At 63.5% G+C, this 24,425-nt stretch carries 18 protein-coding genes (1 of these 18 cut by a window edge); 3 read left to right on the top strand and 15 right to left on the bottom strand.

Going from position 1 to position 24,425, the window contains the following annotated elements:
* The 13 genes from tyrS to pheS all read right to left on the bottom strand — a co-directional run.
* Window positions 1-947, bottom strand: partial view of a tyrosine--tRNA ligase gene (gene tyrS, locus AC1L34_RS03715; protein ID WP_424296902.1) — the 5' portion only. The gene continues 325 nt to the left of window position 1, outside the view; 947 of the gene's 1,272 nt are visible here — the first part of the coding sequence; it begins with the start codon at window positions 945-947; the stop codon falls past the left edge of the window.
* Window positions 948-954: 7 nt separating this feature from the next.
* A complete protein-coding gene (locus AC1L34_RS03710) occupies window positions 955-1,173 on the bottom strand; it encodes a Trm112 family protein (RefSeq protein WP_424296900.1) in 219 nt (72 codons plus the stop codon).
* 89 nt (window positions 1,174-1,262) lie between these two features.
* Window positions 1,263-4,316, bottom strand: a complete 3,054-nt coding sequence (locus tag AC1L34_RS03705) for an AMP-binding protein (protein ID WP_424324465.1) — start codon at window positions 4,314-4,316, stop codon at window positions 1,263-1,265.
* 134 nt (window positions 4,317-4,450) lie between these two features.
* Entirely contained in the window at window positions 4,451-5,908 is a 1,458-nt protein-coding gene (argH, locus tag AC1L34_RS03700; protein ID WP_424296897.1) for an argininosuccinate lyase, read from the bottom strand.
* Window positions 5,909-5,968: 60 nt separating this feature from the next.
* Window positions 5,969-6,478 (bottom strand): arginine repressor, encoded by a 510-nt coding sequence (locus AC1L34_RS03695; RefSeq protein WP_424321793.1) that lies wholly within the window; start codon window positions 6,476-6,478, stop codon window positions 5,969-5,971.
* Window positions 6,475-7,419, bottom strand: coding sequence for an ornithine carbamoyltransferase (gene argF / locus AC1L34_RS03690; RefSeq protein WP_424296894.1), 945 nt, complete (start codon window positions 7,417-7,419; stop codon window positions 6,475-6,477). Before argF ends, AC1L34_RS03695 begins: the two co-directional genes overlap by 4 nt.
* A gap of 3 nt (window positions 7,420-7,422) precedes the next feature.
* The gene (locus AC1L34_RS03685; protein ID WP_424296892.1) at window positions 7,423-8,613 is read right to left on the bottom strand and encodes an acetylornithine transaminase; all 1,191 of its coding nucleotides are present in this window, start codon (window positions 8,611-8,613) and stop codon (window positions 7,423-7,425) included.
* The gene (argB, locus tag AC1L34_RS03680) at window positions 8,610-9,557 is read right to left on the bottom strand and encodes an acetylglutamate kinase (protein WP_424296890.1); all 948 of its coding nucleotides are present in this window, start codon (window positions 9,555-9,557) and stop codon (window positions 8,610-8,612) included. Before argB ends, AC1L34_RS03685 begins: the two co-directional genes overlap by 4 nt.
* A complete protein-coding gene (argJ, locus tag AC1L34_RS03675; protein ID WP_424296907.1) occupies window positions 9,554-10,756 on the bottom strand; it encodes a bifunctional glutamate N-acetyltransferase/amino-acid acetyltransferase ArgJ in 1,203 nt (400 codons plus the stop codon). The genes argB and argJ overlap by 4 nt, the downstream gene beginning before the upstream one ends.
* Before the next feature lie 119 nt (window positions 10,757-10,875).
* A complete protein-coding gene (gene argC / locus AC1L34_RS03670; RefSeq protein ID WP_424296888.1) occupies window positions 10,876-11,913 on the bottom strand; it encodes an N-acetyl-gamma-glutamyl-phosphate reductase in 1,038 nt (345 codons plus the stop codon).
* Window positions 11,914-11,964: 51 nt separating this feature from the next.
* Window positions 11,965-13,104 carry a metallophosphoesterase gene (locus AC1L34_RS03665; protein ID WP_424296886.1) on the bottom strand — a complete coding sequence of 380 codons (1,140 nt, stop codon included), beginning with the start codon at window positions 13,102-13,104 and terminating at the stop codon, window positions 11,965-11,967.
* Window positions 13,101-15,578: a phenylalanine--tRNA ligase subunit beta gene (gene pheT, locus AC1L34_RS03660; RefSeq protein ID WP_424296884.1), complete on the bottom strand. Its 2,478-nt coding sequence runs from the start codon at window positions 15,576-15,578 to the stop codon at window positions 13,101-13,103. Before pheT ends, AC1L34_RS03665 begins: the two co-directional genes overlap by 4 nt.
* Before the next feature lie 48 nt (window positions 15,579-15,626).
* Complete coding sequence (pheS, locus tag AC1L34_RS03655; protein WP_424296882.1) at window positions 15,627-16,679, bottom strand: phenylalanine--tRNA ligase subunit alpha; 1,053 nt, start codon at window positions 16,677-16,679, stop codon at window positions 15,627-15,629.
* A gap of 300 nt (window positions 16,680-16,979) precedes the next feature.
* Between pheS and AC1L34_RS03650 the strand changes: the two genes are divergently transcribed.
* The 3 genes from AC1L34_RS03650 (at window position 16,980) to AC1L34_RS03640 (ending at window position 23,093) form a co-directional block, all read left to right on the top strand.
* Window positions 16,980-19,418: a protein kinase domain-containing protein gene (locus AC1L34_RS03650; RefSeq protein ID WP_424321797.1), complete on the top strand. Its 2,439-nt coding sequence runs from the start codon at window positions 16,980-16,982 to the stop codon at window positions 19,416-19,418.
* A 70-nt stretch (window positions 19,419-19,488) separates the two neighbouring features.
* Window positions 19,489-20,466 (top strand): serine/threonine-protein kinase, encoded by a 978-nt coding sequence (locus AC1L34_RS03645; RefSeq protein WP_424296878.1) that lies wholly within the window; start codon window positions 19,489-19,491, stop codon window positions 20,464-20,466.
* 239 nt (window positions 20,467-20,705) lie between these two features.
* Window positions 20,706-23,093 carry a protein kinase domain-containing protein gene (locus AC1L34_RS03640; RefSeq protein WP_424321798.1) on the top strand — a complete coding sequence of 796 codons (2,388 nt, stop codon included), beginning with the start codon at window positions 20,706-20,708 and terminating at the stop codon, window positions 23,091-23,093.
* A gap of 11 nt (window positions 23,094-23,104) precedes the next feature.
* Here the strand turns inward: AC1L34_RS03640 and AC1L34_RS03635 are convergent, their stop codons facing one another.
* Together AC1L34_RS03635 and AC1L34_RS03630 are read right to left on the bottom strand one after the other, a co-directional pair.
* Complete coding sequence (locus AC1L34_RS03635; RefSeq protein WP_424296906.1) at window positions 23,105-23,935, bottom strand: ABC transporter ATP-binding protein; 831 nt, start codon at window positions 23,933-23,935, stop codon at window positions 23,105-23,107.
* Between the two features lie 104 nt (window positions 23,936-24,039).
* Window positions 24,040-24,375: a gamma-glutamylcyclotransferase gene (locus AC1L34_RS03630; protein ID WP_480035301.1), complete on the bottom strand. Its 336-nt coding sequence runs from the start codon at window positions 24,373-24,375 to the stop codon at window positions 24,040-24,042.
* Between the last annotated feature and the right edge of the window lie 50 nt (window positions 24,376-24,425).

Below are 24,425 nucleotides of genomic sequence, written 5' to 3'. Positions count from 1 at the left end.
GCAGCCGCAGTCTGGTCAGCTCCGTGAATCAGCGTGGTGAGTTCGGCAGCCAACCGCTTCTGCGCGGTCCGAAGGTGAGGCTTCTCCTCGGTGAGCTGTTCGAGTTCGTCGATCTCTTCACGCGAGAGGAAGGTGAACCACTTCAGGAACTTCACGACATCGGCGTCGGCCGTGTTCACGAAGTACTGGTACCAGGCGTAGGGACTGGTGAGCTCGGGATCGAGCCAGACACTGCCACCACCGGTCGACTTACCGAACTTTTTGCCGTCGGCTGAGGTGACGAGCGGGACGGTGAGCGCATGCGCGCTCCCCGACTCGACCTTGCGGATGAGGTCAACGCCGCCGAGGATGTTGCCCCACTGATCAGACCCACCGATCTGCAGAACGCATCCGTACTTGCGGAACAACTGCAGGTAGTCATTGGACTGCAACAGGAGGTAGCTGAACTCGGTGTAACTGATGCCGTCGGACTCGAGGCGACGCTTCACCGTTTCGCGAGCGAGCATCACGTTGACCGAGAAGTGCTTGCCCACATCGCGCAAGAACTCGATTGCCGTCATCGGCCCGGTCCACTCGTTGTTGTTGACGAGGACGGCTCCATTGGCCGAATCGTCGATGGTGACGAAGCGTTCCAATTGCCCAACGATCTTGTCCGCCCACTCCGAGACGGTATCGGTGGAATTCATGGTGCGCTCACCGACATCGCGGGGGTCACCGATGAGCCCAGTCGCTCCACCCGACAAGACCACCGGACGGTGACCTGCCTGCTGGAAGCGACGCAGGGTCAACAACGGAACCAGATGACCGGCGTGCAGGCTCGACGCCGTCGGATCGAATCCGGCGTACAGCGAAATTGGCGATTCCAGCGCTTCCCGGAGCGAGGCTTCGTCAGTGGTCTGGCCGATGAGGCCGCGCCAAGCCAGTTCATCGATGATGTTGTTTTCCAACTCCGACTCACGCGTCCTTTGCCGTAAAGCGCGCGTGCTCGTCGTCGGAGACTGCACGCGCATCGTCGATCAGCATGTTTGGGATGCCATGCTCGTCGATGGCATAGGCGACTCGGAGCCGCGGGTTGTAGAGCTCATCGCCCGCATTGATCAATTCGCCCAGATCCTGGGGGCACACCAGTCGGTCTCGGACCACCGGATCGATGCCCTCGGCACGTGTTGCCATCAGCTCCCACTTCGTTGTCTCGGTCGGGCCGCGCTCGCCCGCAGGAGGAATTGCCTGGCGAGGGGACGCGGCGATTAACGAATCTAAGGCTACTCGGCGATCACATCAAGGTCGTCGCGAGCAACGTCCCCGTCGGCAACGTCCTCATCTGTGGTGCCCCCGCCGATGGCATTCGGGATCTGGTGAAGATCGACTGACGATGCTGCCGTCGCGGTGAACCGGCGGTACCGACCGTCGGGGTCGCGGTACCAGATTTTGGCACCCGGCTTCGGCATCCCCTTCGCCGCGAACGACCGCGTGAGCGGCCGGAACGATTCGGAAAGCGGGATCTCGTCAACAATTCGGACCAGGTGCGGACGCTGTTCGGCGGGAAGTTCGCCAAGGGCAACGCGAATCTGGGTCGGAGTCAGCGAGGTGAATCCATGCGACAGCTGCATTACTGCCACTGCGAGTTGCTGTCCCGACTCCCCCACCGAATAGACGCCGACAGCCTTGACGCCGTTGATCTGCGACAGTGCCTGCTGCATCGGGACGGTGAAGACCGGGCCGGCAGCGCTCTGTACAACGCCTTGCGCTGACCCGACATACCAAAGGTCCCCCTCGCTGTCGGCGCGGAACAGGCTCCCCGCAACTTCCCATCGGTCGCGCGGGCGGAAGACGTCTCGGAGGACCAGGCCCGAAGCTTCGAACCGCTGGCCAGCATGCGCGACCATCATGCCGATTTCGCCAGGACCGGTCTCCCTGATGTACCCGGTTTCGCGGTCGATCTCCAGTCGTTCGGTGACCGGGTCGTAGGCGGCGATCCGCACCGGATTGGTTTCGGGGAGAGCGACGCCCATCGATCCAATCTTGTTGTCTTCGACGTTGGCGAGAATCGCTGAACCATCGGCGGTGGCGAAGAATTCGAGAACGCGAGCCTTCGGGAGTTGTTCCCGAATGCGCTTCCACAACCCCGTGGTCAGGCCCGAACCCATGAAGAGCCGGACGGAGCCGAGCTGGCTGGCGTCGAACTTCGGGTCGTCGAGGATGTCGCTCAACATATTCCAGGTGTACGAAACCACGGTGACGCCATAGCGTCGCACCTCACGGCTGAACCGTTCCGGATCGACTCCTGTCGAAAGGGCAATGCGTGAGCGGCCGGCGGCGGTGGCACCGAGGGTGGTCAGCAGGCCCGATGCGTGGTGGAGTGGCGGAAGGCAGTAAACCGTGTCGCGGCTGGACAGACCCGCTGCCGCAGCGGCACCGAAGGCCGACATGGCGAATCGGTGGTTCGTGATCGACCACCGGTTCACGCGACCCTGGGTTTCGGTGAAGAGAATGAAAGCGAGGTCGCCGGCGAGGCCTGGATCGGGCCGATACCACGACGGCATGCGGACGCGTTCGGGGTCGATCTTCTCCATATCGACGATGCGTTCGCCGTCGGCGCGTTCGATAGCGCGGGCATCACTGCTGCCACCGCCGAGGACCAAGACTCGATCGCACGCGGTTGCGGCACGATCCAAGTGCACCGGGTCGGTGACGATGACTTTTGTCTCGGCGAGCGCGAGGAGCTCGGGAAGTTCATCCCACGACGGCAGAAGCACTGCGACCGCACCGAGTCGTGACAGCGCCGCGACGGTCACGAGGGCCGACGGCCGGGGATCCATCATCATGCCGACATGGACGCCCGGACGAATACCGCATTCGATGAGGCCGGCCACCACATTGTTGATTCGAGTATTGACCTGGGCGTGGGTCAGGACTCGATCCTCAAAGAGGAAGGCTTCCTCGTTCGGTGTGCGCTTGGCGTTCTCGCTCATCAATTTGCCGAGAGAGACCCGCGTGGACGGTTCAATCTGCCCCAGGCGGAAAAGTCGTGGGACAGTACGGACCGATTCGGTCGCCACTGCCTTCGTGGTTCGCTGGAGCCCACTGACGGCACCGACAAGTTCCTTCGAGACGGTATTTCCCACCCCGGCCACCTGACCAACACCGTAGGTCAGACGATTGGCCCAGCTAATACCGGTTCCGCGCTCACTCGGTGCGGTGGGACGCATCCGATCGATAGCCGCAGGGCGGTCGCCGTTGCCTTCTTGCCATTGGATCCATTCGCCGACCGTCGGCCACGTGATCTGGCCGGCTTTCGAACCGACCACCAAGCCGAAGTGTCCGACGGGCAGATCTGACTCATAGACTTCGGCGTCGGGCGCCGCCCGGACGATGCCGCGCACGGCAAGCGGTTGACCGATGTCGTCAGTTTCGCCGACGAAGGCCAGGATCGGCGAGGTGATCTCCGTCATCGAGACAACGTCCCCGTCGATGACAAAACCGCCGGACATCATGCGGTTGTGGACGACGAACTGACGCAAGAGTTCAGCCACGGCCGGGCCCGACCAGGCCACCCAGCCTTCCTGCTCGATGAAGCGACGCTGGTCTTCTCTCGGGAGAAGAGCATCTCGGTCGTGAAGTTTGCGGAGAAAGTCGATGCGGCTTCGCACGGTCTTGACGGGGTCAACAAGCTGGAATCCCGCCCGTGCCAACCAGCTGGGAATCCAGAGACGGTTGAAAACATTGTCGGCGACAAATTCGGCTCCGGGAACGGCTAGTTGCGCCGGCAGGCCGAGTGGCAGTGCGGCGAGGATATCGACCGGACTGCCAAAGGTGATCACGCTGGCGATGCCTTTGGATCGCCGGTAGGCGGCCGTTTGGTAGGCGAACATGCCACCCTGCGAATATCCGCCGAGGTGGACGTCCTGTCCGGTGACGCGCCGGACGAGATCGATGACTCGACTGATGGCGACAACGTGGTCGGTGAGGGTGCGCTCCATGCCGCCCTCTTCGTGGTCCGGCGAGCCGAAGTCGACCACCCAGGGGATCACCTTGTGCCGGTACAGCACGGATGCTGCGCCGTTCTCTGGCCCGACGTCGTAGACATTGGCCGACACCATCATTGGCGGGACCAGCACAACGTGGGCGTAACCCTCCCCGGTGTCGGCCGGGAAGTAGCGTCGAAGCCGGTACATTTTTTCGGTCTCGACAACCTGGTACGGCGTCGGTTCAGTCCCAGTATCCAGGCCACCCATCCGGATGACTTCCAGTCCGTTCTGTGCGGTCGCCACGATCCGACCAACGGTTCCACCCACATCTGGCAGAAGTCTCGCCACGGTTTTTCCCCTCACCACTTCCGGTTGCCCCGTTCGCCGAGATTCAGCGCTCGCGAGCACGCCGTGAGTTTACTAGTGACACAGTCGACATGCGCATGCGGACCGCATGTGCATCACCCGGCCAGCAGAGTTTGCTAAGTCAGTGCCGCACGCAGTTCGGCGATCTTGGCCGCGGCGACCGTAATCTGCCTTTCCACCTGTACTGATGCGGTGCCACCGAGGGCATTGCGGGATTCAATGGAACCGGTGACGGTCAGCACTTCCCGGACCGCTGGTGTCAGTGCTGGGTTGATCGCGGCCATGGTTTCGTCGTCGAGTTCATCGAGTCCGACCCCGCGCAGTTCGGCTTCGCGGACGCTGGCCCCGGCGACCTCGTGTGCCACTCGGAACGGAACCCCCTGTCGGACGAGCCACTCGGCAATATCGGTGGCCAGGGTGAAACCAGCGGGTGCGAGTTCGGCCATCCGTTCCGGGTGGAAGGTCAGGGTGGCGACAAGACCGGCCATGGCGGGGAGCAGCAGTTCCAGTTGGGCCACCGAATCGAAGACCGGTTCTTTGTCTTCCTGCAGATCGCGGTTGTACGCGAGCGGTTGCGCCTTCAGCGTGGCAAGCAGCCCGGTCAGGTTACCGATGATCCGCCCGGCTTTTCCGCGCGCCAGTTCCGCGACATCGGGGTTCTTCTTCTGCGGCATGATCGAACTGCCCGTCGACCATGCATCAGCGAGGGTGACGTATCCGAACTCCGGGGTGCTCCACAGAATGACGTCCTCCCCGAGCCGGGACATGTCGACGGCGGTCATCGCGAAGACGAACGCGGCTTCGGCGGCAAAGTCGCGCGAGGAGGTGGCGTCAATGGAGTTGTCCGCGGCACTGTCGAATCCGAGGTCGGCGGCGATGGCTGCGGGGTCGAGGCCCAACGACGAACCAGCGAGCGCGCCGGAACCGTACGGCGAGACGGCGACGCGACGATCTGCGTCGACGAGTCGAGCGACGTCGCGGAGCAATGGCTGTGCGTGGGCGAGCAGGGTGTGGCCCAGTAGCACTGGTTGCGCGGCTTGCAGGTGCGTCTTGCCCGGCATCACGACGCCGGGATTTGCCGCAGCCTGGTTCACGAGGGCCTCGGCGAGATCGAGAACTCCGAGACCAACCCGGCTCATCGCATCGCGCAGCCACATCCGGAATAGCGTTGCGACCTGGTCGTTGCGCGAGCGGCCCGCACGGAGGCGGCCTCCGAGTTCGGCACCGACTCGCTCAATCAGGCCGCGTTCGAGCGCACCGTGGACGTCCTCGTCCGACTCTGCGGGACCAAAAGTGCCGTCGGCAACGTCGGCGGCGAGTTGATCCAATCCCACCTGCATCGCCGCGGCATCGGATTCGGTGAGCAAACCGGCTTTGGCAAGAACTCGGGCATGTGCCTTGGATGCCTGAACGTCGTAGGGTGCCAGCGCCCAGTCGAAGTGCGTCGACTTGCTCAACGCGGCCATCGCCGCAGCGGGACCGTCAGCGAATCGTCCGCCCCACAGTGCGCCCTCATTGGTGCCCTCGTGATCGTTTCCGGTCGCTGGTGCGTTGTTGTTCTCGGCAGTCGCCATGTCGGCACGTGCTCCTCATGAGTTCGCGGGTGGGGTCGGTAAGTTAACGCAGGGCCTGGGTTAGACCAGTCCTTCAATTCTGGCAGCAAGGTCGGCACCGGACAGCGGTCGCCTCGCCAAGACGAAGATGGTGTCGTCGCCTGCGATTGTGCCAACGACCCCGGGCAGTCGTGCCCGATCCAGGGCGCTGGCGAGATATCCGGCGGCCCCGGGCGGGGTGCGCAGAACGGCGACGTCGCCCGAAGAGTCCGTTGATACGAGCAGTTCGGACACGAGGCGTGCGACTCGGTCGGTGCCGCCTGACACGCCAAGCATGGGGCTGCCGTCTTCCGGCACCACGTACACGCCTACCCCACCGTCGGCGGCGCGTAACTTCACGGCACCGAGTTCTTCGAGGTCTCGCGAGATCGTGGCCTGGGTGGCGTCGATACCGATCTGCGCCAGCCGTTGCTGCAGTTCTACCTGGCTCCGAATGGTTTCGGCGGCCAGGATTTCGACGATGCGCGAATGCCTACCCGCACGCGTTGCCGCGAGGCGTTCGGGTTCGCGTTCCGAGTTGGGAGCGGTCACGGTCGGTCCATGAGCCACGCAAGCAGCGCCTTTTGCGCGTGCAACCGGTTTTCCGCTTCGTCAAAGACGACGCTTGCCGGACCATCGATGACCTCATCGGTAATTTCCTCACCCCGGTGGGCGGGGAGGCAGTGCAGCACAATCGCATCGTCGGCAGCGTGGGCGAGGAGTTCGGTGTTGATCTGGTACGGCCGGAACGGTCCGACCCGGTCGAGTCCGTCTTCCTCCTGGCCCATCGACACCCAAGTGTCGGTGACGAGGACGTCAGCGCCCGTCGCGGCAGCGATCGGGTCAGTGATGAGTTCGACGCTGCCACCGGTTTCTGCGGCGCGACGGTTACTTGCCTCGACCACGGCCGGATCCGGTTGGAAGTCGCTGGGACCGCTGACCCGAACGTGCATACCCGCGGTAACGCCACCGAGCATCAGCGAGTGCGCCATATTGTTAGCGGCATCGCCGAAGTACGTCATGGTGAGGCCTGCGGCACTCCCCTTGCGTTCGATGATGGTCTGCAGATCAGCCAGGATCTGGCAGGGGTGGAAGGTGTCCGACAACGCGTTGACCACGGGAACGGTCGCGTATTCGGCGACAGCTTCCAATCGGTCTTGGCCGAATGTGCGCCACACGATGGCATCGACAAACCGCGACAGCACGCGGCCAGTGTCGGCAAACGATTCGTCGCGACCCATCTGAGTGTTGGCACCGTCGACCACGACTGCGTGGCCACCGAGTTGGCTGATGCCGACCTCAAACGAGAAGCGGGTGCGCGTCGAGTTCTTGTCGAAGATGACGCCGACGGCGCGCGGGCCCTCCAGGGGACGGAACGCGAACCGATCACGCTTCATCTCGGCGGCGAGCGCGAGGACCTCGGCCTGCTCGGCGGGGGTCAGGTCATCGTCGCGCAGAAAGTGCCGAACGGTGCCAGCGGTAGGTGCAGTCATGATTCAGGCCTTTCCGGTCTGTTCGTCGGTGGCCGCATCCAGGATGGCGGGCAGGTCGGCGACAAATTGCGCGCCTTGTTCTTCGGTCAGGATCAGCGGCGGCGCAATCCGGAGCACGTTGGGTGCGGGTGCATTAATTAGGTAGCCGGCAGTGCGGGCGGCCTTCTCTGCAGCACCGGAGATGTCGGAGTTCAGCACGATGCCCAGCAGCAGTCCCTCGCCTCGGACCCCTGCGACCTGCGGATGCCCGAGCGCTTCGATACCGTCGGCGATCGTTTTACCCACCTGATCGACGTGTGCCAGCAGATCCTGCTCGTCGATGTACTTCAGGACAGCGAGGGCGGCGGCCGCACACGCGGGGTTGCCGCCGAATGTGGTGCCGTGATCGCCGGGTCCAAACAGGTCTGCGGCCGGACCGGTGGCGATGCACGCCCCGATCGGCATGCCACCGCCGAGTCCCTTGGCGAGGGTCATGACATCAGGCACGATCCCAGCCCGCTGGTGCGCGAACATCCAACCGGTGCGGCCGATACCGGTCTGCACCTCGTCGAGGATCAGTAACGCACCGTGCTCCGCGGTAATTCGACGTGCCTCGGCCAGGTATTCCGGCGGTGGAACGACGACGCCCCGCTCCCCTTGAATGGGTTCGAGGATAACGGCGGCCGTCTGCCCGGTGACGGCGGCCTCGAGGGCAGCGATGTCGCCGAAGGGAACAAAGTCGACTCCGGCGGGCATCGGCTCAAATGGCGCACGCTTGCCCGGTTGCCCAGTCATCGCAAGCGATCCCATGGTGCGACCGTGGAATCCGCCTTCGGTCGCAATGATCTGTGGCCGACCGGTCCGGCGGGCGAGCTTGAACGCCGCCTCGTTGGCTTCGGTGCCCGAGTTGCACAAAAAGACGCGACCGTCGTGCCCGAAGGCGGCGAGAAGACGCTCGGCCAGTTCCACGACGGGCGGCGAAATGTACAGGTTCGAGACATGCCCGAGGGTCGACAACTGCGCCGTGACGGCCTCAACGATGGCCGGGTTGGCGTGGCCGAGAGCATTGACCGCGATCCCCCCGAGCAGGTCTAGGTATTCGCGCCCGTCAGCGTCGTAGACCATTGCGCCGTTACCGCGAACCAGCGCAATTCCGGGGGTTCCATAATTGTTCATGAGTGCAGCGGACCACCGCTGCTGCAAGGGTGCAGTCATGACTGCCTTCCCGATGATTGGTGAACTGAGTGATGAACTTCTGCTTGCTGACCTTCTGCGCCGCCGGGTTCGTCATCGACGACGGTCGTACCGGACGTGGATGCGGTGAGCAGCGCGGCGAGCACCGAGTGTGGGACTCGACCGTCGATCACATGAGCGGCACCGACACCGTCGCGGACCGCGCGCATGCACGCTTCCATCTTCGGCACCATCCCCGCGTCGAGGCTCGGGAGCAGTGCTTCGGTCTCGTTGGCGGTGATGGTTGAAACCAGTGAGCTTCGATCGGGCCAGTCGGTGTAGAGACCTTCGACATCGGTGAGCATCACCAGGTGTTCAGCACCGAGTGCTCCGGCGACAGCGCCGGCCGCAGTGTCGGCATTGATGTTGTGAACTTGGCCCGCCACGTCGGGTGCAATGGTCGAAACGACGGGGATTCGGCCAGCGGCGATGAGATCGTCGATGGCCGAGGTGTTGACCTCGGAAATGTCGCCAACCAGACCGATGTCGGTGGGCTGCCCATCGACGAGGACGGTCCGCCGGGTGGCGGTCAGCAAGTGGGCGTCTTCGCCGGTGATACCGACCGCGTAGGGCCCGTGCGCGTTAATCAGGCCGACGAGTTCTCGTCCCACCTGACCGAACAGCACCATGCGGACCACGTCCATAACTTCGGGCGTGGTCACGCGGAAACCGCCGCGGAACTCCCCCTCCAGGCCCAACTTGCCGAGCATCGCCGAAATCTGGGGTCCGCCCCCATGGACGACCACCGGATGGATGCCACAGGCACGCAGGAGTGCCATGTCGGCGGCGAAGGCCTTCTTGAGTTCGTCGTCGACCATGGCGTTGCCGCCGTACTTGATGACGACTCGTTTGCCGTGCAAAGCCTGCAGGGCGGGCAGCGATTCGGCGATGATTCCCGCTTTTTCCAGCGGATTCAGGTCGGTCATGACGAGTACGCCGAGTTCTCTTCGACGTAGGCGTGCGACAGGTCGGTGGTCCGGATGGTGGCCTGTGCTTCCCCGAGACCAAGGTCGGCAACGACCTCGATGCGATCGCCCGACAGGTCCACGTCGCGCGCCCCGGGGACACCGGTGCCGTTCTTGGCGATCGGCGATCCGTTGAACGACACGGTGATCAAGTCCGGATTGATCCGGACGCGCGAGGCACCGATAGCGGCGAGGACTCGGCCCCAGTTGGGGTCGGATCCGAACAGTGCCGTCTTGACCAGGGAGTCCCGGCCGACGCCCCGCGCGATCTCCAGCGCATCGTCTTCGGTCACCGCCCCGGTAATGGTGATCTCGATTCGCTTGGTGACGCCTTCGGCGTCGCTCTGCAATTGCCCAGCGAGATCGTCACAGACAGCAAACACCGCGGCGTCGAGCTCTTCCTGCGGTACCTCAATCTGGCTGGCACCGGACGACATGAGCAATACGGTGTCGTTAGTTGAGATGGACCCATCGATGTCGAGGCGGTCGAAGGTACGTGCGGTCGCACGACGCAGCGCGGTATCGAGCGCTTCCGCGCTCACTTTGGCGTCGGTGGTGAGCACCACCAGCATCGTCGCGAGCGACGGTGCCATCATGCCTGCACCCTTGGCCATCCCGCCGACGTTCCAGCCGCCCGTATGGTGCAACGCCACCTGCTTGGGGATGGTGTCGGTGGTCATGATCGCGTAGGCCGCGTCGGTGCCACCTTCAATTCCGCCAGCCATCTCGTGGACGATCTCAGTGACGCCGGCCCGCACCTTGTCCATCGGTAGGCGTTCACCAATCAGGCCGGTGGAGCAGACAGCAACCTCGACGGCGCCAGTTTCGGTACCCCAATTCGACAGGTCTGTCGCGACCGCCTCGGCGGTGGCGTGCGAATCCTGGAAGCCTTCCGGACCGGTGCACGCATTCGCGCCGCCCGAATTGAGGATCACCGCGCGCAGGGCCCGACTTTGGATGACCTGTTGCGTCCAAAGGACAGGCGCGGCTTTGACCTGATTGCGGGTGAATACCCCCGCGGCACCCAGGTCGGGGCCTTCGTTGAAGACCAAGGCGAGGTCGGGGTTGCCATTAGCTTTGATACCCGCAGCCAGTCCGGCTGCCCGGAAGCCGAGGGGCGCGGTTACTCCCTGCTTGCGTGTCATGCGCGAACCAATCAGCCGCTCGAGGTCGTCGCCCTGATGGTTGGTGGGAACAGATTCGGTCACGGTTGTCTGGTCCTTTGCGATGAGGTCCGAAGGCTTACTACTGGTTGGGTCGGTACTTGCTGGGTCACGTGTCACGGGGCCACGCCCACCATCGGCAGGCCTTCAAGTTCGCCCCAACCGAGGGCGAGGTTCATCGACTGAACGGCGGCACCGCCGGTGCCCTTGGTGAGGTTGTCGACCACACCCACGGCCACAAAGGTGCCGGAGCGTTCGTCAACCGAAATGCCGATGGACACCATGTTGGTGCCAATCACGGAACCGGTCTCTGGGAACTCTCCCAACGGGAGCAGGTTCACAAAAGGTTCGTTCGCGTAGGCCTTTTCGTACGCCGCCCGAATTTCGTCAATGGACGCGCTGGTCTTGGCCGAGCACGTTGCGAGGATGCCTCGAGTGGTCGGCACCAGGACCGGAGTAAAGGAGACGGTGACCGGCATAGCCGCCGCAGCGGAGAGCGCCTGGGTGATTTCCGGCGTATGCCGATGCATTCCGCCGACGCCGTAGGCCCGAACCGACCCAATCACTTCGGCGGCCAGCAGGTTGACCTTCGGGGAGCGGCCGGCACCGGAAGTGCCGGACATTGCGACCACGTTGACCGACGGTTCGACGAGGCCCGAAGCCAGTGCAGGCAGCAGGGTCAAGATCGAGACCGTTGGGTAGCAGCCGGGTACCGCGATTCGGCTGGCGCCTTCAAGCTTTTCCCGGTTCCCGGGGAGCTCGGGCATTCCGTAGGGCCAGGTACCGGCATGCGTACCTCCGTAGTACGCCGCCCATTCACTGGAGTCTTCGAGCCGGAAGTCAGCACCGCAGTCGACGATCAACGTGCTCGGCGACAGAGTATTCGCGATGGCGGCCGACTGCCCGTGCGGCAACCCGAGGAAGACCACGTCGTGTCCGGCGAGGACTTCCGGTGTCGTCTCCTCAAGGATGCGATCGGCCAGCGGGAACAAATTCTTGTGATGCTCGATGAGTCGAGTGCCCGCGTTGCCGCCCGCGGTCAGTACACCGATCTCCAGCTCACCGGACGTCAGGCGCGGATGACCGCACAGCAGTCGAAGGATCTCGCCGCCCGCGTAACCGCTCGCGCCGGCTACTGCCACCTTAATACTCATACGATTATTATGCACGATCGCGGAATTTAATGCAGCCAAATATTTGCGGGGTTACGGCCGCAGGGTAAGGATCGTGATTTCCGGCGGCGCTAGAACGCGCACCGGTGGCCCCCAGGCCCCGGTCCCCCGGGTCACGTAGATCGGCACGCCATCAACATCGCCCCACCCGGCGGTTACCGGTTCTTCCAGCGCCACGATGTACGTGTTGGGCCACATCTGTCCATCATGGGTGTGCCCGGACAACTGCAGATCAGCACCGTACTTGGCGGCTTCGAATGCCTGGCTCGGCTGGTGCGCCACAAAGATCACCGGACGGTCGGCGACGCGATCGCCCAAGGCCTTCCCGTAGTCCGGAGCATGCGGTTCCGGAGCCGTCTTGTCGTACACGCCAGCCAGATCGATAACCCCTCCGCCGCGGTGCAATTCCACCCGCTGGTTTCGGAGTGTCTTGATCCCGAGCGTCTCCCAAAAATCGAGCCACGACCCACCGTCGACGACGTAATACTCGTGATTGCCGCTCACGGCGTAGACACCCAACGGTGCCCGCAGCTCCTTGAGCGGCAACAAATCGGGCCCCACGTGCGCCACGGTGCCATCGGTGAGGTCGCCGCCAAGGATCACCAGGTCGGGGTTCTGCGCGTTCACCTTGTCGACAACCTGACGCACAAAGTCCGCGCCACGCGCCGGTCCCGCATGCACGTCGGTCACCAGGGCCACCTTCGCGCCGTCGAACCCGGCGGGCAGATTCTTGATTGTTGCGGTCTCCGTGACGATTCGCGGCGACGAGGCCTCGACAAGGCCGTATCCCACAGCGGCAAGAGATCCGACAACCACGACTGCCGTCGCGACCGCCGTCGTGCGGATGCCGACGTCGCGACCCGCGTTCTTCCCACGCAACCGAGCGATACCCCGTGCGATCAATCGCGCCACGGCGATCAGCAGGGTGCCAAGCATCAGGTAATAGATGACGGCCGCCCAGGTGAAGCCAAGGAAGCCAAGCGGCCGAGCCCACGATGGGTCGAGCGGTCCGCCAACCGCGAATGCCGCCACGGTGGTCGCCGTCAGGGCCGCCAATATGACGTCGGCGGCGACCGCCCAACGACCCGTCAGTCCGGGCAGCCGGATTAATCGACGGTGCAGCCACGTAAAAACGAGGACGCCCGCGACCGCGGTAAAGAGAACGCGAATCAACGCAGTCGCGCCCCGACCGCCTCAGCAGCATGAGCCACGGCCGCCATCTTGGCCTCGGAGCCTTCGTCCTCGGTGAGCGTTCGATCGGCTGCGCGGAAGGTCAACGCGAAGGTCAACGATTTGTTTCCTTCGCCAACCTGTTCCCCGCTGAAAACGTCGAATAGCGCGATTGACTCGAGGAGGTCACCTGCGCCAGCCACCAGGGCGTCTTGCACGTCTTGCGCCGCAACAGTTTCCGCGACCACAACGTTCACGTCCTGAAGGACGGCCGGGAACGGCGAGACTCGCGGCGATGCCAGGTTCTCTTGCAACGGCAACGCGTCAATGTTGATCTCGACCGCGCACAGTCGGGCAGGTAGTCCCATCCGTTCAAGCACTGCCGGATGCAGTTCGCCCGCGTAGCCAACCACGGTGCCGTCAACTTCGAGGCGTGCACAGCGGCCCGGATGCCACGGGAGGTGATCGTCGGACACCAGCGAAATCTCCACGTCGGCCGCACGCCCAATTTGGCGGGCCGCCTCGAACGCGTCGTAAGCGTCGGCCGGACGACCGGCACCTAGCGCACCAGCCGGTTCACGTAGGCCCGTCAACAGGACACCGACATGCAGCGGCTGATCCGGCAGCGAGGCATCGAGGGCCGCCTGTTCCTGCTGCGTAGGTCGACGCGTGACATCGAGTGCGGGCACCGTTGGCCCCTGGTTGCCGCCGAGTACCACCTGACCGATGGTGTACAACGCCAGGTCACGACGTCCGCGGGCAATGTTGCGCGCCGCCATCTCCATGATGCCGGGCAGAAGGGTCGTATTGAGCTGCGGGCGGTCGGACTCCAGCGGGTTCAGCACCGACACGGCGTTGCGGCGCGGATCATTTTCCGGCAGCCCCCAGTCATCGAATACGCCAGCGGGCATAAACGGGTACGGGAGTACTTCCACGAATCCGTCCGTCGCCAAGCCGATGCCAATTGCCCGGCGACGTCGCTGCGCGGCCGTGAGGCCGGTGCCGCCGGTCGCGCGCGGCACGATTGCCGGAATGTCCTCCAGGCCCTCCAAGCGGAGCACTTCTTCCACCAGATCAGCGCGCTGACGCAGGTCCGGTCGCCACGACGGCGGCGTCACCCGCAGAGGTGCGTCACCGACAACCGTGCAACCAACTTCCCGCAGTCGCGCGGCAGTGGTTCCCGCCGGGTATTCGACACCTGCGGTCTCGTCCGGAAGGTTGGGAGCGATCTCGATGACGGGCGCGGAATCACCCTCGACGCGCACGTCAGCCAACGGGCCTGCCACCGCTCCGCCCGCAATCTCGGCGATGAGCGCCGCGGCGCGGTCGGAGGCGACGGCGGTGATTTCGAGATCGACCATCCGCTCGAATCGCTTGGCGGCTTCCGACGACAACTTGTGCCGCTTGCCGGTGCGGAAAACCCGAACCTGGTCGAAATTGGCCGACTCGAGCAGCACGTTTGTGGTGGCGTGGGAAACCTCCGTCGATGCGCCACCCATCACGCCCGCCAGCGCGATCGGGCCCGAGTCATCGGCGATGACAATATCTTCGGGATCGAGCTTGCGGGTCACACCGTCGAGGGTCTCCAGAGTCTCCCCCGCCTGCGCCGCACGGACGCGGACGGTGCCCACAACCTTGTCGGCGTCGAAGGCGTGCAACGGTTGACCGAGCTCAATCATCACGTAGTTGGTGATGTCGACAATCGCTGAGATGGGACGGATCCCCGCGACCATGAGTCGTTTAGCCATCCACCACGGAGATGAGGCAGTCGCGTCGACCCCGGTCAGTAGGCGGGCGGTGTAGCGGGTTGCCTTGCTGTCGTCGTCGATGGCGACGGGCCAGGCGTCGCCCGGGGCGGTCGCGTCGAGCGGAGCGCTTGCCAGGCCGGTGTCGACGAACGGGACCTCGAAGGCGCTGGCGAGCTCGCGGCCCAGGCCGCGCATCGAGAAGGCGTAACCGCGGTCGGGCGTCACATTGATGTCGATGGCGGTGTCGGCAAGGCCAAGGACCTCGTGGGCAGACGCGCCGGGCTCTGCGGTTCCCGGCGTCAGGACCAGGATCCCGGAGTGGTCGTTACCGACGCCCAGTTCGCTCACCGAGCAGATCATGCCGTCGGAAGTCCGCCCATAGGTCTTGCGCGTGGCGATTGCGAAGTCTCCCGGGAGCACCGCACCCGGCAGTGCCACCACCACAAGGTCGCCTTCACCGAAGTTGCGGGCGCCGCACACAATGTCGCGCGGCGCTTCTTCGCCGACGTCGACCTGGCAGAAACGAATGGGCTTCTTAAATTCGGTGAGTTCTTCGATTGTGGCCACGCGGCCAATCACCAGTGGCCCGGTGATCTCGGGGAATGGCTCGACATCTTCGATTTCGAACCCGACGCGGACGAATCCCGCGTCGATCTCTTCGGTCGACGCGGACCAGTCCGGAGTGCCTGCGCGCAGGACCTCGGTCAGCCAGGACTGTGGGAGACGCACTTGTTCACCAACTACTTTCGGAAGATTCTTGTGGGGCCGGGCTAGCGTTTAGAGCGCGGGCCCGAAGGGCAGGGTGAAGCGGATATCGCCTTCCACCATGTCGCGCATGTCAGGCAGGTCGTTGCGGAACTGCAGCGTCCGTTCCAATCCCATCCCGAAGGCAAATCCCGTGTAAACCTCGGGGTCAATGCCGCTGGATCGGAGCACATTCGGGTTGACCATGCCGCAGCCACCCCACTCCACCCAGCCCGCGCCACCCTTCTTACCGGGGAACCACACGTCGACCTCTGCCGACGGTTCGGTAAACGGGAAATAGCTGGCCCGCATACGGGTGGTCGTCTCGGGGCCAAACAAGGCCTTCGCGAGCACTTCGAGGGTGCCCCGGAGGTTGGCCATGGTGAGCCCCTTGTCGACAGCCAGGCCCTCGATCTGATGGAAAACCGGGGTGTGCGTGGCATCGAGTTCGTCGGTCCGGAAGGTCCGGCCGGGGCAAGCAACGTAAATCGGAACGTCCCGAGTGAGCATCGACCGCACCTGGACGGGCGAAGTATGGGTGCGGAGCACCTGGCGGGAGCCTTCGGGCGCAATGTAGAACGTGTCTTGCATCGACCGCGCGGGGTGGTCGGGCAAAAAGTTCAGGGCATCGAAGTTGTGGTGTTCGGTTTCGACCTCGGGGCCTTCGGCGATCTCCCAGCCCATCCCCACGAAGACATCGGCAACTTGGTCGCCGATCACCGTGATGGGATGGCGGGCACCGCGTCCACGGCGGCCAGACGGCAACGTGACATCGATGGACTCGGCGACCAGGACTGCGGCATCACGCTCGGCAGTGAGAATTTCGGTGCGTGCATCCAGCGCCGTCTGGACCTTGCCACGGACTTCATTGACGAGCTTGCCCGCGGCCGATCGTTCTTCCTTAGGCAAACTTCCGAGCGCGCGGCGGGCGAGGGCAATCGGCGAACGATCACCAAAGTAGGCGGTTTTCGCTGCGGCCAGCGACTCGAGGTCGGTGGCACCTTCGAAGGCGGCGATCGCGTCAGCGACAGCGGCATCCAATTCGGCGCTCGTCGGGAATTCGTTGGGAGCAGTGTCGTCAGCCACCGGGCTCGCATCTCCTATTTGCCGTGTTGGGCGGTGAAAAGAACTTGCTGTCAGATTAGTCGAATCGCATTGCTTCCCTGAAATTCTCCCCGGCCTCCACCCGGATCGCCGACGGCACACCACCCGGGCACGCGACCAGGTTTGCCGACCCGCGAGGCCGGTGATCGTCGCCTGAGAACACTGAGCCAACGTGTCGTTCGCATAAGTGACGAGCGTCAGAAAATACCTCGCCCAATGCGATAGCGTCATCGACAACATAATCCGACCGTCGTATTAGACGGCCACCCGGGAGGTCTAGGGATGTCTGCAACGCCAGGAAGCCAAATTGCTGGTTATCGAGTGGTAGAACTACTCGGTTCCGGTGGCATGGGCGATGTTTATGTCGTCGAGAACGAGCAGTTGCAAAGACGCGAAGCGATGAAAGTCATTTCGGTAAGCGGGGCGTCGAATCCGGATTTCCAGCAGCGCTTCAGCAATGAGGCCCGCACCGCGGCTTCGCTGGATCATCCGAGCATCATCACCGTGCACAGCTACGGCGTCGCCGACGGTTTGCCCTGGTTCACGATGAGTTACGTGCGCGGACCGGATTTGGCTTCTACCACTCTGTCGCCAGCCGATGCGGTGTTGGTGCTCGGGCAGGTTGCCGATGGCCTTGACTATGCGCACGCACGCACGGTGATTCATCGGGACATCAAACCGGCGAACATTGTCATCACCCGAAACGATGATGGGTCCATTGCGCGCGCCATCATGTTGGATTTTGGGATTGCGAAGTTGGCCGATTCTCCGCAGTTGACCGCCGTGAATTCCGTGGTCGGCACTGCCGCCTATACCGCACCCGAAATCATCAGCGGTCAACATGCGTCGGCGCTTTCGGATCAGTATTCCCTAGCCTGCACAGCGTACGAGTTGTTCGCTGGCGGTGCGCCCTTCAAAGCAGACACCACCACCGCGTTGATGATGGCGCACATCCAAACCCCACCGCCGATGTTGGGTCAGGCACGACCGGACCTTGCGCCTTTGGGGCCGGTTCTGGCCCGTGCGATGGCGAAGGATCCGGCGGCACGGTTCAGTAATTGTCAGGCATTCACCGACGAGTTGAAGCGCGCATTTGCCCAGACCCAACTCGGGACGGCCACTGCGGTGGCGGTACCGAAGCCGTCGTATCAGACTCCCGCCCCGCAGACTCCCGCCCCGCAGCCTTTTCACCCGCAGTCCGCGCCGACGCCGACACCGCCTCCGTATGGGCGGGGCACCATGACTCCGCCGCCTGTCTCGACACCGCCACCGAGCATGCAGCAACCGGCCATGCAGCAATCGAACCCGTCGCATCCGGGAATGGTTCAGCCGGGTTTCTCGCAACCAGGAATGTCCCAGCCGGGAATGGTCCCACCTGTCGGGGCGGGTATGTACGCGCCAGGCGGCGGGCATCCCCAACAGGGCCCGAGCAACTTCAGTGGCGCGGGTTCGCCTCCACCCGTCGCGGGTGTGGCAGGGCCAGCATGGGTCGGGGGCGCGGTGCCGCCGACTAAAAAGAGCAAGAAGGGTCTTTGGGTTGCCCTGTCTCTGGCCGCAATTGTGTTGCTCGCGGTCGCGGCGACAACTCCGCTCTGGTTGTTTAAGGGCGAATCGGCTCCCGCACCCCTCGCGTTTCCGGAATCCCTGCTCGCTGTGGAATCCGGAACCGCGTGTGCCGTGCAGAACGGGGATCTGTTCTGCTGGGGCGACAACGAGTTCAGCCAGATCGGCGACGGCGGTACCGGCACGCACAACACGCCGGTCAAAGTCCCGGGACTCACCAACGTGACTGCCGTTTCGATCGGCAACTACCGGTCCAAGAACGACGGCTATCCGACCACGGCGTGCGCAATTGCGGACGGCGATGTTTATTGCTGGGGGGCCAACCGCTACGGGCAGGTCGGCGATGGGTCCACGGAGGGGCGCCAGGCTCCGGTGAAAGTCCCGGGACTTGGTAAGTCGACGGCGATTCGTACCGCTGCCGGCACAACGTGCGCGGTCAGCGTCGACAAAGAGCTGTTCTGCTGGGGCAGTGGAGAAGCCGGCATGATCGGCACTGGCAATACGGCGGAGGTCGTGGCGACACCGCAAAAGGTAACGGCATTGAAGAACGTGTCGTACGTCGCTGGTGATGGATCGACCATGTGCGCCATCGCTGGCGACGACAACTCCGCATACTGCTGGGGAGGCAACGACGACGGCCAGATCGGCAATGGCACCACGACGCAAACGAGCACCCCGGTCAAAGTCCAGAACCTGAAGAACGTGACATCGATCTCGGTGGGTGGTTCGTACGACCGCGAGAAGGATCTTTACCACCGTTCCTCCTGCGCCGTCGCTGACGGCAAGGTGTACTGCTGGGGCAACGCTGTCGATGGCCCCGGGAATCGGACCGTCCCGGTGGAGGTTTCGGGGATCGAAGACCCCAAACAGGTTTCGGTGGATGTCCAGGGTGCGTGCGTCGTTGATGGTTCCGCAGCACAATGCTGGGGCAACAACACTTTCGGTCAGCTCGGCAACGGCAACACCGAGGACCAGATGAAGCCGACACCCGTTACCGGACTGACCAACGTCAAGGCCATCACAACCGGGCAAAGCTCCACGTGTGCGATGGACGAGAGCAACGAGGTGTACTGCTGGGGCGCATCGAGTCGCGGCAACATCGGCAATTCATCTGCCGACGCCGAGAAGCAGACAACGCCACTGAAAGTGACCTTCTGATAGCCGTAGTACCTCACGCTGCCGAAAAGTCGACACTGAGAAATCGAGGCGAATGCAGTACGCACCGGGAATGACAATCGGCGGGTATCGGATTATCGACTTGCTTGGATCCGGCGGCATGGGTGATGTCTACGTGGTCGAGAACGAGCACCTGCGCCGCCGCGAGGCGATGAAAGTCATCTCGTTTGCTGGCGCGTCGAATCCCGAGTTTCAGCAACGGTTCGCGATCGAGGCACGAACCTTGGCGGCGCTCGATCACCCGAGCATCATCACTATTCACAACAACGGGGTCGACAATGACCGGCCATGGTTCACCATGAACCTTATTGATGGGCCGAGCCTGGCCGCCGCAGTCCTGACTCCCGCCGAGGTGGTGAATGCGATTGGCCAGATCGCTGACGGTCTCGATTACGCCCACCAGCACGACGTTATCCACCGAGACGTTAAAGCGGCGAATATCACGTTGGCCGGGGAGGGATCCGATTTCCGGGCTGTCCTCCTCGACTTCGGACTAGCCAAACTCGCTGACTCTCCGCGCTTGACTGCCATGAACGCGGTTGTCGGCACCTCGGCATTTACCGCGCCCGAGGTCATCAGCGGGCTTCCCGCCACGGCGGCCTCCGACCAGTATTCACTGGCGTGCACCACGTACGAGGTCCTCACCGGGACAGTGCCATTCCCCGCCGACAACCCCGCGTCCATGATGTTGGCGCATGTGCACCAACCAGTGCCGAATCTCGGCTTCCTTCGTCCAGATTTGGCTGCCTTGGGTCCGGTCCTGGCACGGGCGATGGCGAAATACCCGGCGGACCGCTTCCCGAGTTGCCGGGCCTTCACCGACGAGTGTCAGCGCGCTCTCAACCTCGGTGCTGTCGCACCGGCGGCGCCGTCTCCCGGTATTGGTTGGGCACCACCCGGGCAACTTCCCCAGGTTCCAACACCTGCGCCGCCGACGTCGACGGCTACCACGCTGGGTTGGATCATGGTGTGGCTGGCGGTGTCAGTGATGGTGGTCGTCGCGGTGACGGCTCCGCTGTGGTGGCCCTAGCTTTTCAACCCCGGCTTCTCAACGCCAGCATTTTTTGACCGGCCTTGTCCCCCAACGATTTCTCGCGTGCTGCGCACCGGCCACGCCGCAACCAGTTGATTGACTGACTACAGGGCCCAGCCTTTCGCATCTGAAACCGCACGACCGTATTGTGTGATCCGAACATGTGAGCGTGATTGCCAGCGCAGCTGGCCGCAGCATGGTGACTCTGCTGCAATCGACCGAGGAGAAGCGTGGGAATGGCCAAAGCGCCGGGAACGAAGATTGCCGGGTACCGCGTCGTCGAATTGCTCGGGGCTGGCGGCATGGGCGAGGTCTATGTCGTGGAAAACGAGCAACTGCAGCGTCGCGAAGCGGTCAAACTCATTTCCGTGGGTGCCTCTGCCGAGAACCAAGACTTTCAGCAGCGCTTCAACAATGAGGCGCGCACGATGGCCGCCCTCGATCATCCAAGCATTATCACGATTCACAACTACGGCATCGAGGACGGGCAGCCGTGGTTCTCGATGAGCTACCTCGATGGACCTAACCTGGCCACCGCGCGCCTTACTCCATCCGAGGTTGTCACAGCGATCGGGCAGGTGGCCGACGCCCTCGACTACGCACACGCTTCTTCGGTGGTTCATCGCGACATCAAGCCAGCGAACATTGTGGTCACCCGCCATTCCGACGGTCGGCTCCGTCGAGCGGTGCTGCTCGATTTCGGAATCGCGAAGCTGGCTGATTCACCACAGCTGACCGCGGTCAATTCGATCATCAGCACCGTTACGTACACCGCACCCGAAGTGATCCAGGGGATCGCCGCTGGCCCTGCCTCGGACCAGTACTCCCTCGCGTGCACCGTGTTCGAATTGTTGGCCGGACAGACCCCCTTCAAGGCAGAGACGCCGACGTCTCTGATGATGGCGCACATCCAGGAGCAGCCGCCCGCGCTCGGCACGATTCGGCCCGACCTCAATATGTTGGGCCCGGTATTGACCAAGGCGATGGCCAAGGATCCGGCCGCCCGCTATCCCGATTGTCGGGCCTTTGCCGCCGCCCTCGATGTCGCCCTCAATCAACCGGCAGCGCACCAAACGGCGACGCAGCAGCCAGCGATACCGCCATCGGTCTATCCATCGGGTCCCCAGCCGACGCCGCCGCATACTCCGGGAACCGGCGCGCTCACCCAGTTCGGGGCCACGGTCGCCGCACCGTACCCGGCAACGCTCACTCCGGGGACCACGCCACAGCCTGCTCCCCAGATGCAGCTTCCAAATTCGCCCTTCGCGGGCCAGCAGTTTTCCGGTCAGCAGTACTCGGGTCAGCAGTTCGCCGGTCAGCAGTTCTCGGGTCAGCAGTTCGCTCCGGGGCCGCCGTCGTTCCCCGGCCAGCCGTTCGGTTTCACCGGTGGCCAGTTGACCGCCCGGAAGAAGAGCAAAACACCGTGGATCATTGCTGCCGTTGTCGCCGTGCTGGCGATTGCGGTGGCAGGTACCAGTCCCCTGTGGTGGCCGTCTAGTAGCGATACAGCCACCGTCGAAGCATTCTCAACGCCACAGACGGCCGGATCTTCCGGTAGCCAGTGCATGATCGACGAGGGTGAACTCTTTTGCTGGGGTGACAACTCCAACGGTCAACTCGGAATCGGTTCCACCGCCTCGACGAAGACACCGACCAAGGTTCCCGGTCTGACGAACGTCACCGCTGTCGCCATGGGTGCTTTCACCTCGAGTTCGTCGAACTCAGTGTCGGCCACAACCTGCGCGGTCGCCAATGAGGCGCTCTACTGCTGGGGCGAAAACCTGTTCAACCAGGCCGGCGACCCCAGTTCCACCAGCGACAAGACCAGCCCGTTCAAGGTACCCGGATTGGGAAAAGTCACCACGGTCGCAACGTCGTACTCATCGACGTGCGCCGTGTCTGACGGCGACTTGTACTGCTGGGGCTTCTACGCCGGCGCTCTCGGCCAGCCAAACGATTCAGAAAGCCTGTCCGCGCCTACCAAGGTGCCCGGTTTGTCGAACGTGACGGCCGTATCGTCTCGTTCCGGTTCAGTCTGTGCGATCGCTTCAGCTGAACTGTATTGCTGGGGCCGTAACTGGAACGGCCAACTCGGCGATGGCACCACCAACGAACACGCCACGCCGACCAAGGTCTCGTCGTTGAAGAACGTGACCTCGGTGTCGGTTGGTGGCGGAAACATTGACAAGTTGCAGTTCTGGAATACGTGCGCGGTCGCGGACCGTGAGGTCTACTGCTGGGGTAACAACCAGAACAAGCAGGTCAATAGCTCGTCGGACGAATCGATCAGCACACCACTCCGGATTCAGGGTCTCACCGGCGCGTCACAGGTGACGGTCGATATCGGCTCGTTCTGTGCGGTCGTCGACGGTAAGGCCAGTTGCTGGGGCAACAACACTTACGGTCAGCTTGGGCTCGGCAGCACTTCGCGTCAGTACACACCGACCGAGATCACGACGTTGAGCGACGTTCAGCAGATTGAGACGAACTCGAGCGTCACCTGCGCGCTCACCCTCGACGCCCGCTACTGCTGGGGGATCAACAAGCTCGGGCAGGGTGGAGATCCGGCCGTCACCTCAGACAAGTTGAGTGTTCCGCAGCAGATTAAGCTGGCCGATGCGTAAGCGGGTTGTGCTCAGGACCGGCGGCCGCGGCGCCCTATCGGCACCACCATCGGTGTGCCGCTGATCGGGTCCTGCACAATCTGCGACCCGAGCCCAAAGGCCTCCCGGAGCAACGTCGGATTCAGGACTTCCTCCGGGCTGCCCTCGGCGACGATCTGGCCGGACCGCATCACGATCAGCGAATCACTGTATCGCGCAGCCAAATTCAGATCGTGAAGAACCATGACCACGGTCTTGCCGTGCTCAGTCCGCAGTTCATCGACAAGGTCGAGAACGTCAACGGCATGAGCAAGATCCAAGTACGTGGTCGGTTCGTCAAGCAACAGCAGGTCGGTTTCTTGGGCAAGGGTCAACGCGATCCACACGCGCTGGCGCTGCCCTCCCGAAAGCGAGTCCACACGGCGGTTCGCGAGGGAGTCCGTCGCGGTCATCCTCATCGCCCGCACAACGGCAGCGTCGTCCCCCGACGACGCCTGCCGGTACCACGACTGGTGCGGGTGCCTGCCGCGAGAGATCAACTCGGCAACGGTCAAGCCCTCCGGTGCCGTCGGATTCTGCGGCAAAATGCCGAGCGTGCGCGCCACCTTTTTGGGCTTGAGCGTCGCGATGTCCTTACCGTCGAGGATCACCTGCCCAGCTTTCGGGTTCAGCAATCTCGACAGGGTGCGCAACAGGGTGGATTTGCCGCAGCCATTCGGTCCCACGATGGTCGTGACCTGCCCGGTGTGAATTTTGACGTTCAGTCCGTCAATCACGGTGACGCCGTCGTAGCCCACGGTGAGCGATTCGGCTCGGAGCCTCGCCGGTGTGGGCGCAGGGCTACTTGAGGCCACGCCAACCATAGATTCTGTCCGTCGCTGGAGTTGCGTCGAATTTGCCGCCATCACGCTGCCCTTCACCGGGGCCTGCGACCCCACCGGACGATAGTAGCGTTACCTAACCTAACTTAGCGAGACTCGACGTCCGTGACGCCGATCGCATCGTCGGCCGCCAAATACACCCATGCGCGCAAGCCCGAAGCCAGGGTTACCTCCACGCGACGGTAGTCATCAACTTCGTAATCGTCGGCAGCTGCCAGTCCGGCATCGTCGAGTTCCAGCCGCGCACCCGGCACTGCCAAGGCGTCTGGATCCGGTCGAAGAATCAGGTGCGTTTCTATGCCGCTGAGAGCGATCACTTCGGGATCGGTGATCGTGAGCTTGTCGATGCGGAAACCCGGTAACGCGTCAGGCGTGGTCGGCATGGGCCTGCCGAAGACTCCGTCCTGCACGGCCGGATCCATCAGGGTGCCGTAACTGAAAAGCAGATGCGTCCGAGTGACCCGGTTAGCAG

The organism is Gordonia sp. 34D (genome assembly GCF_056682775.1).
The sequence above is the reverse complement of the archived record's forward strand: the minus strand, read 5'-3'. Positions and strand labels throughout refer to the sequence as shown.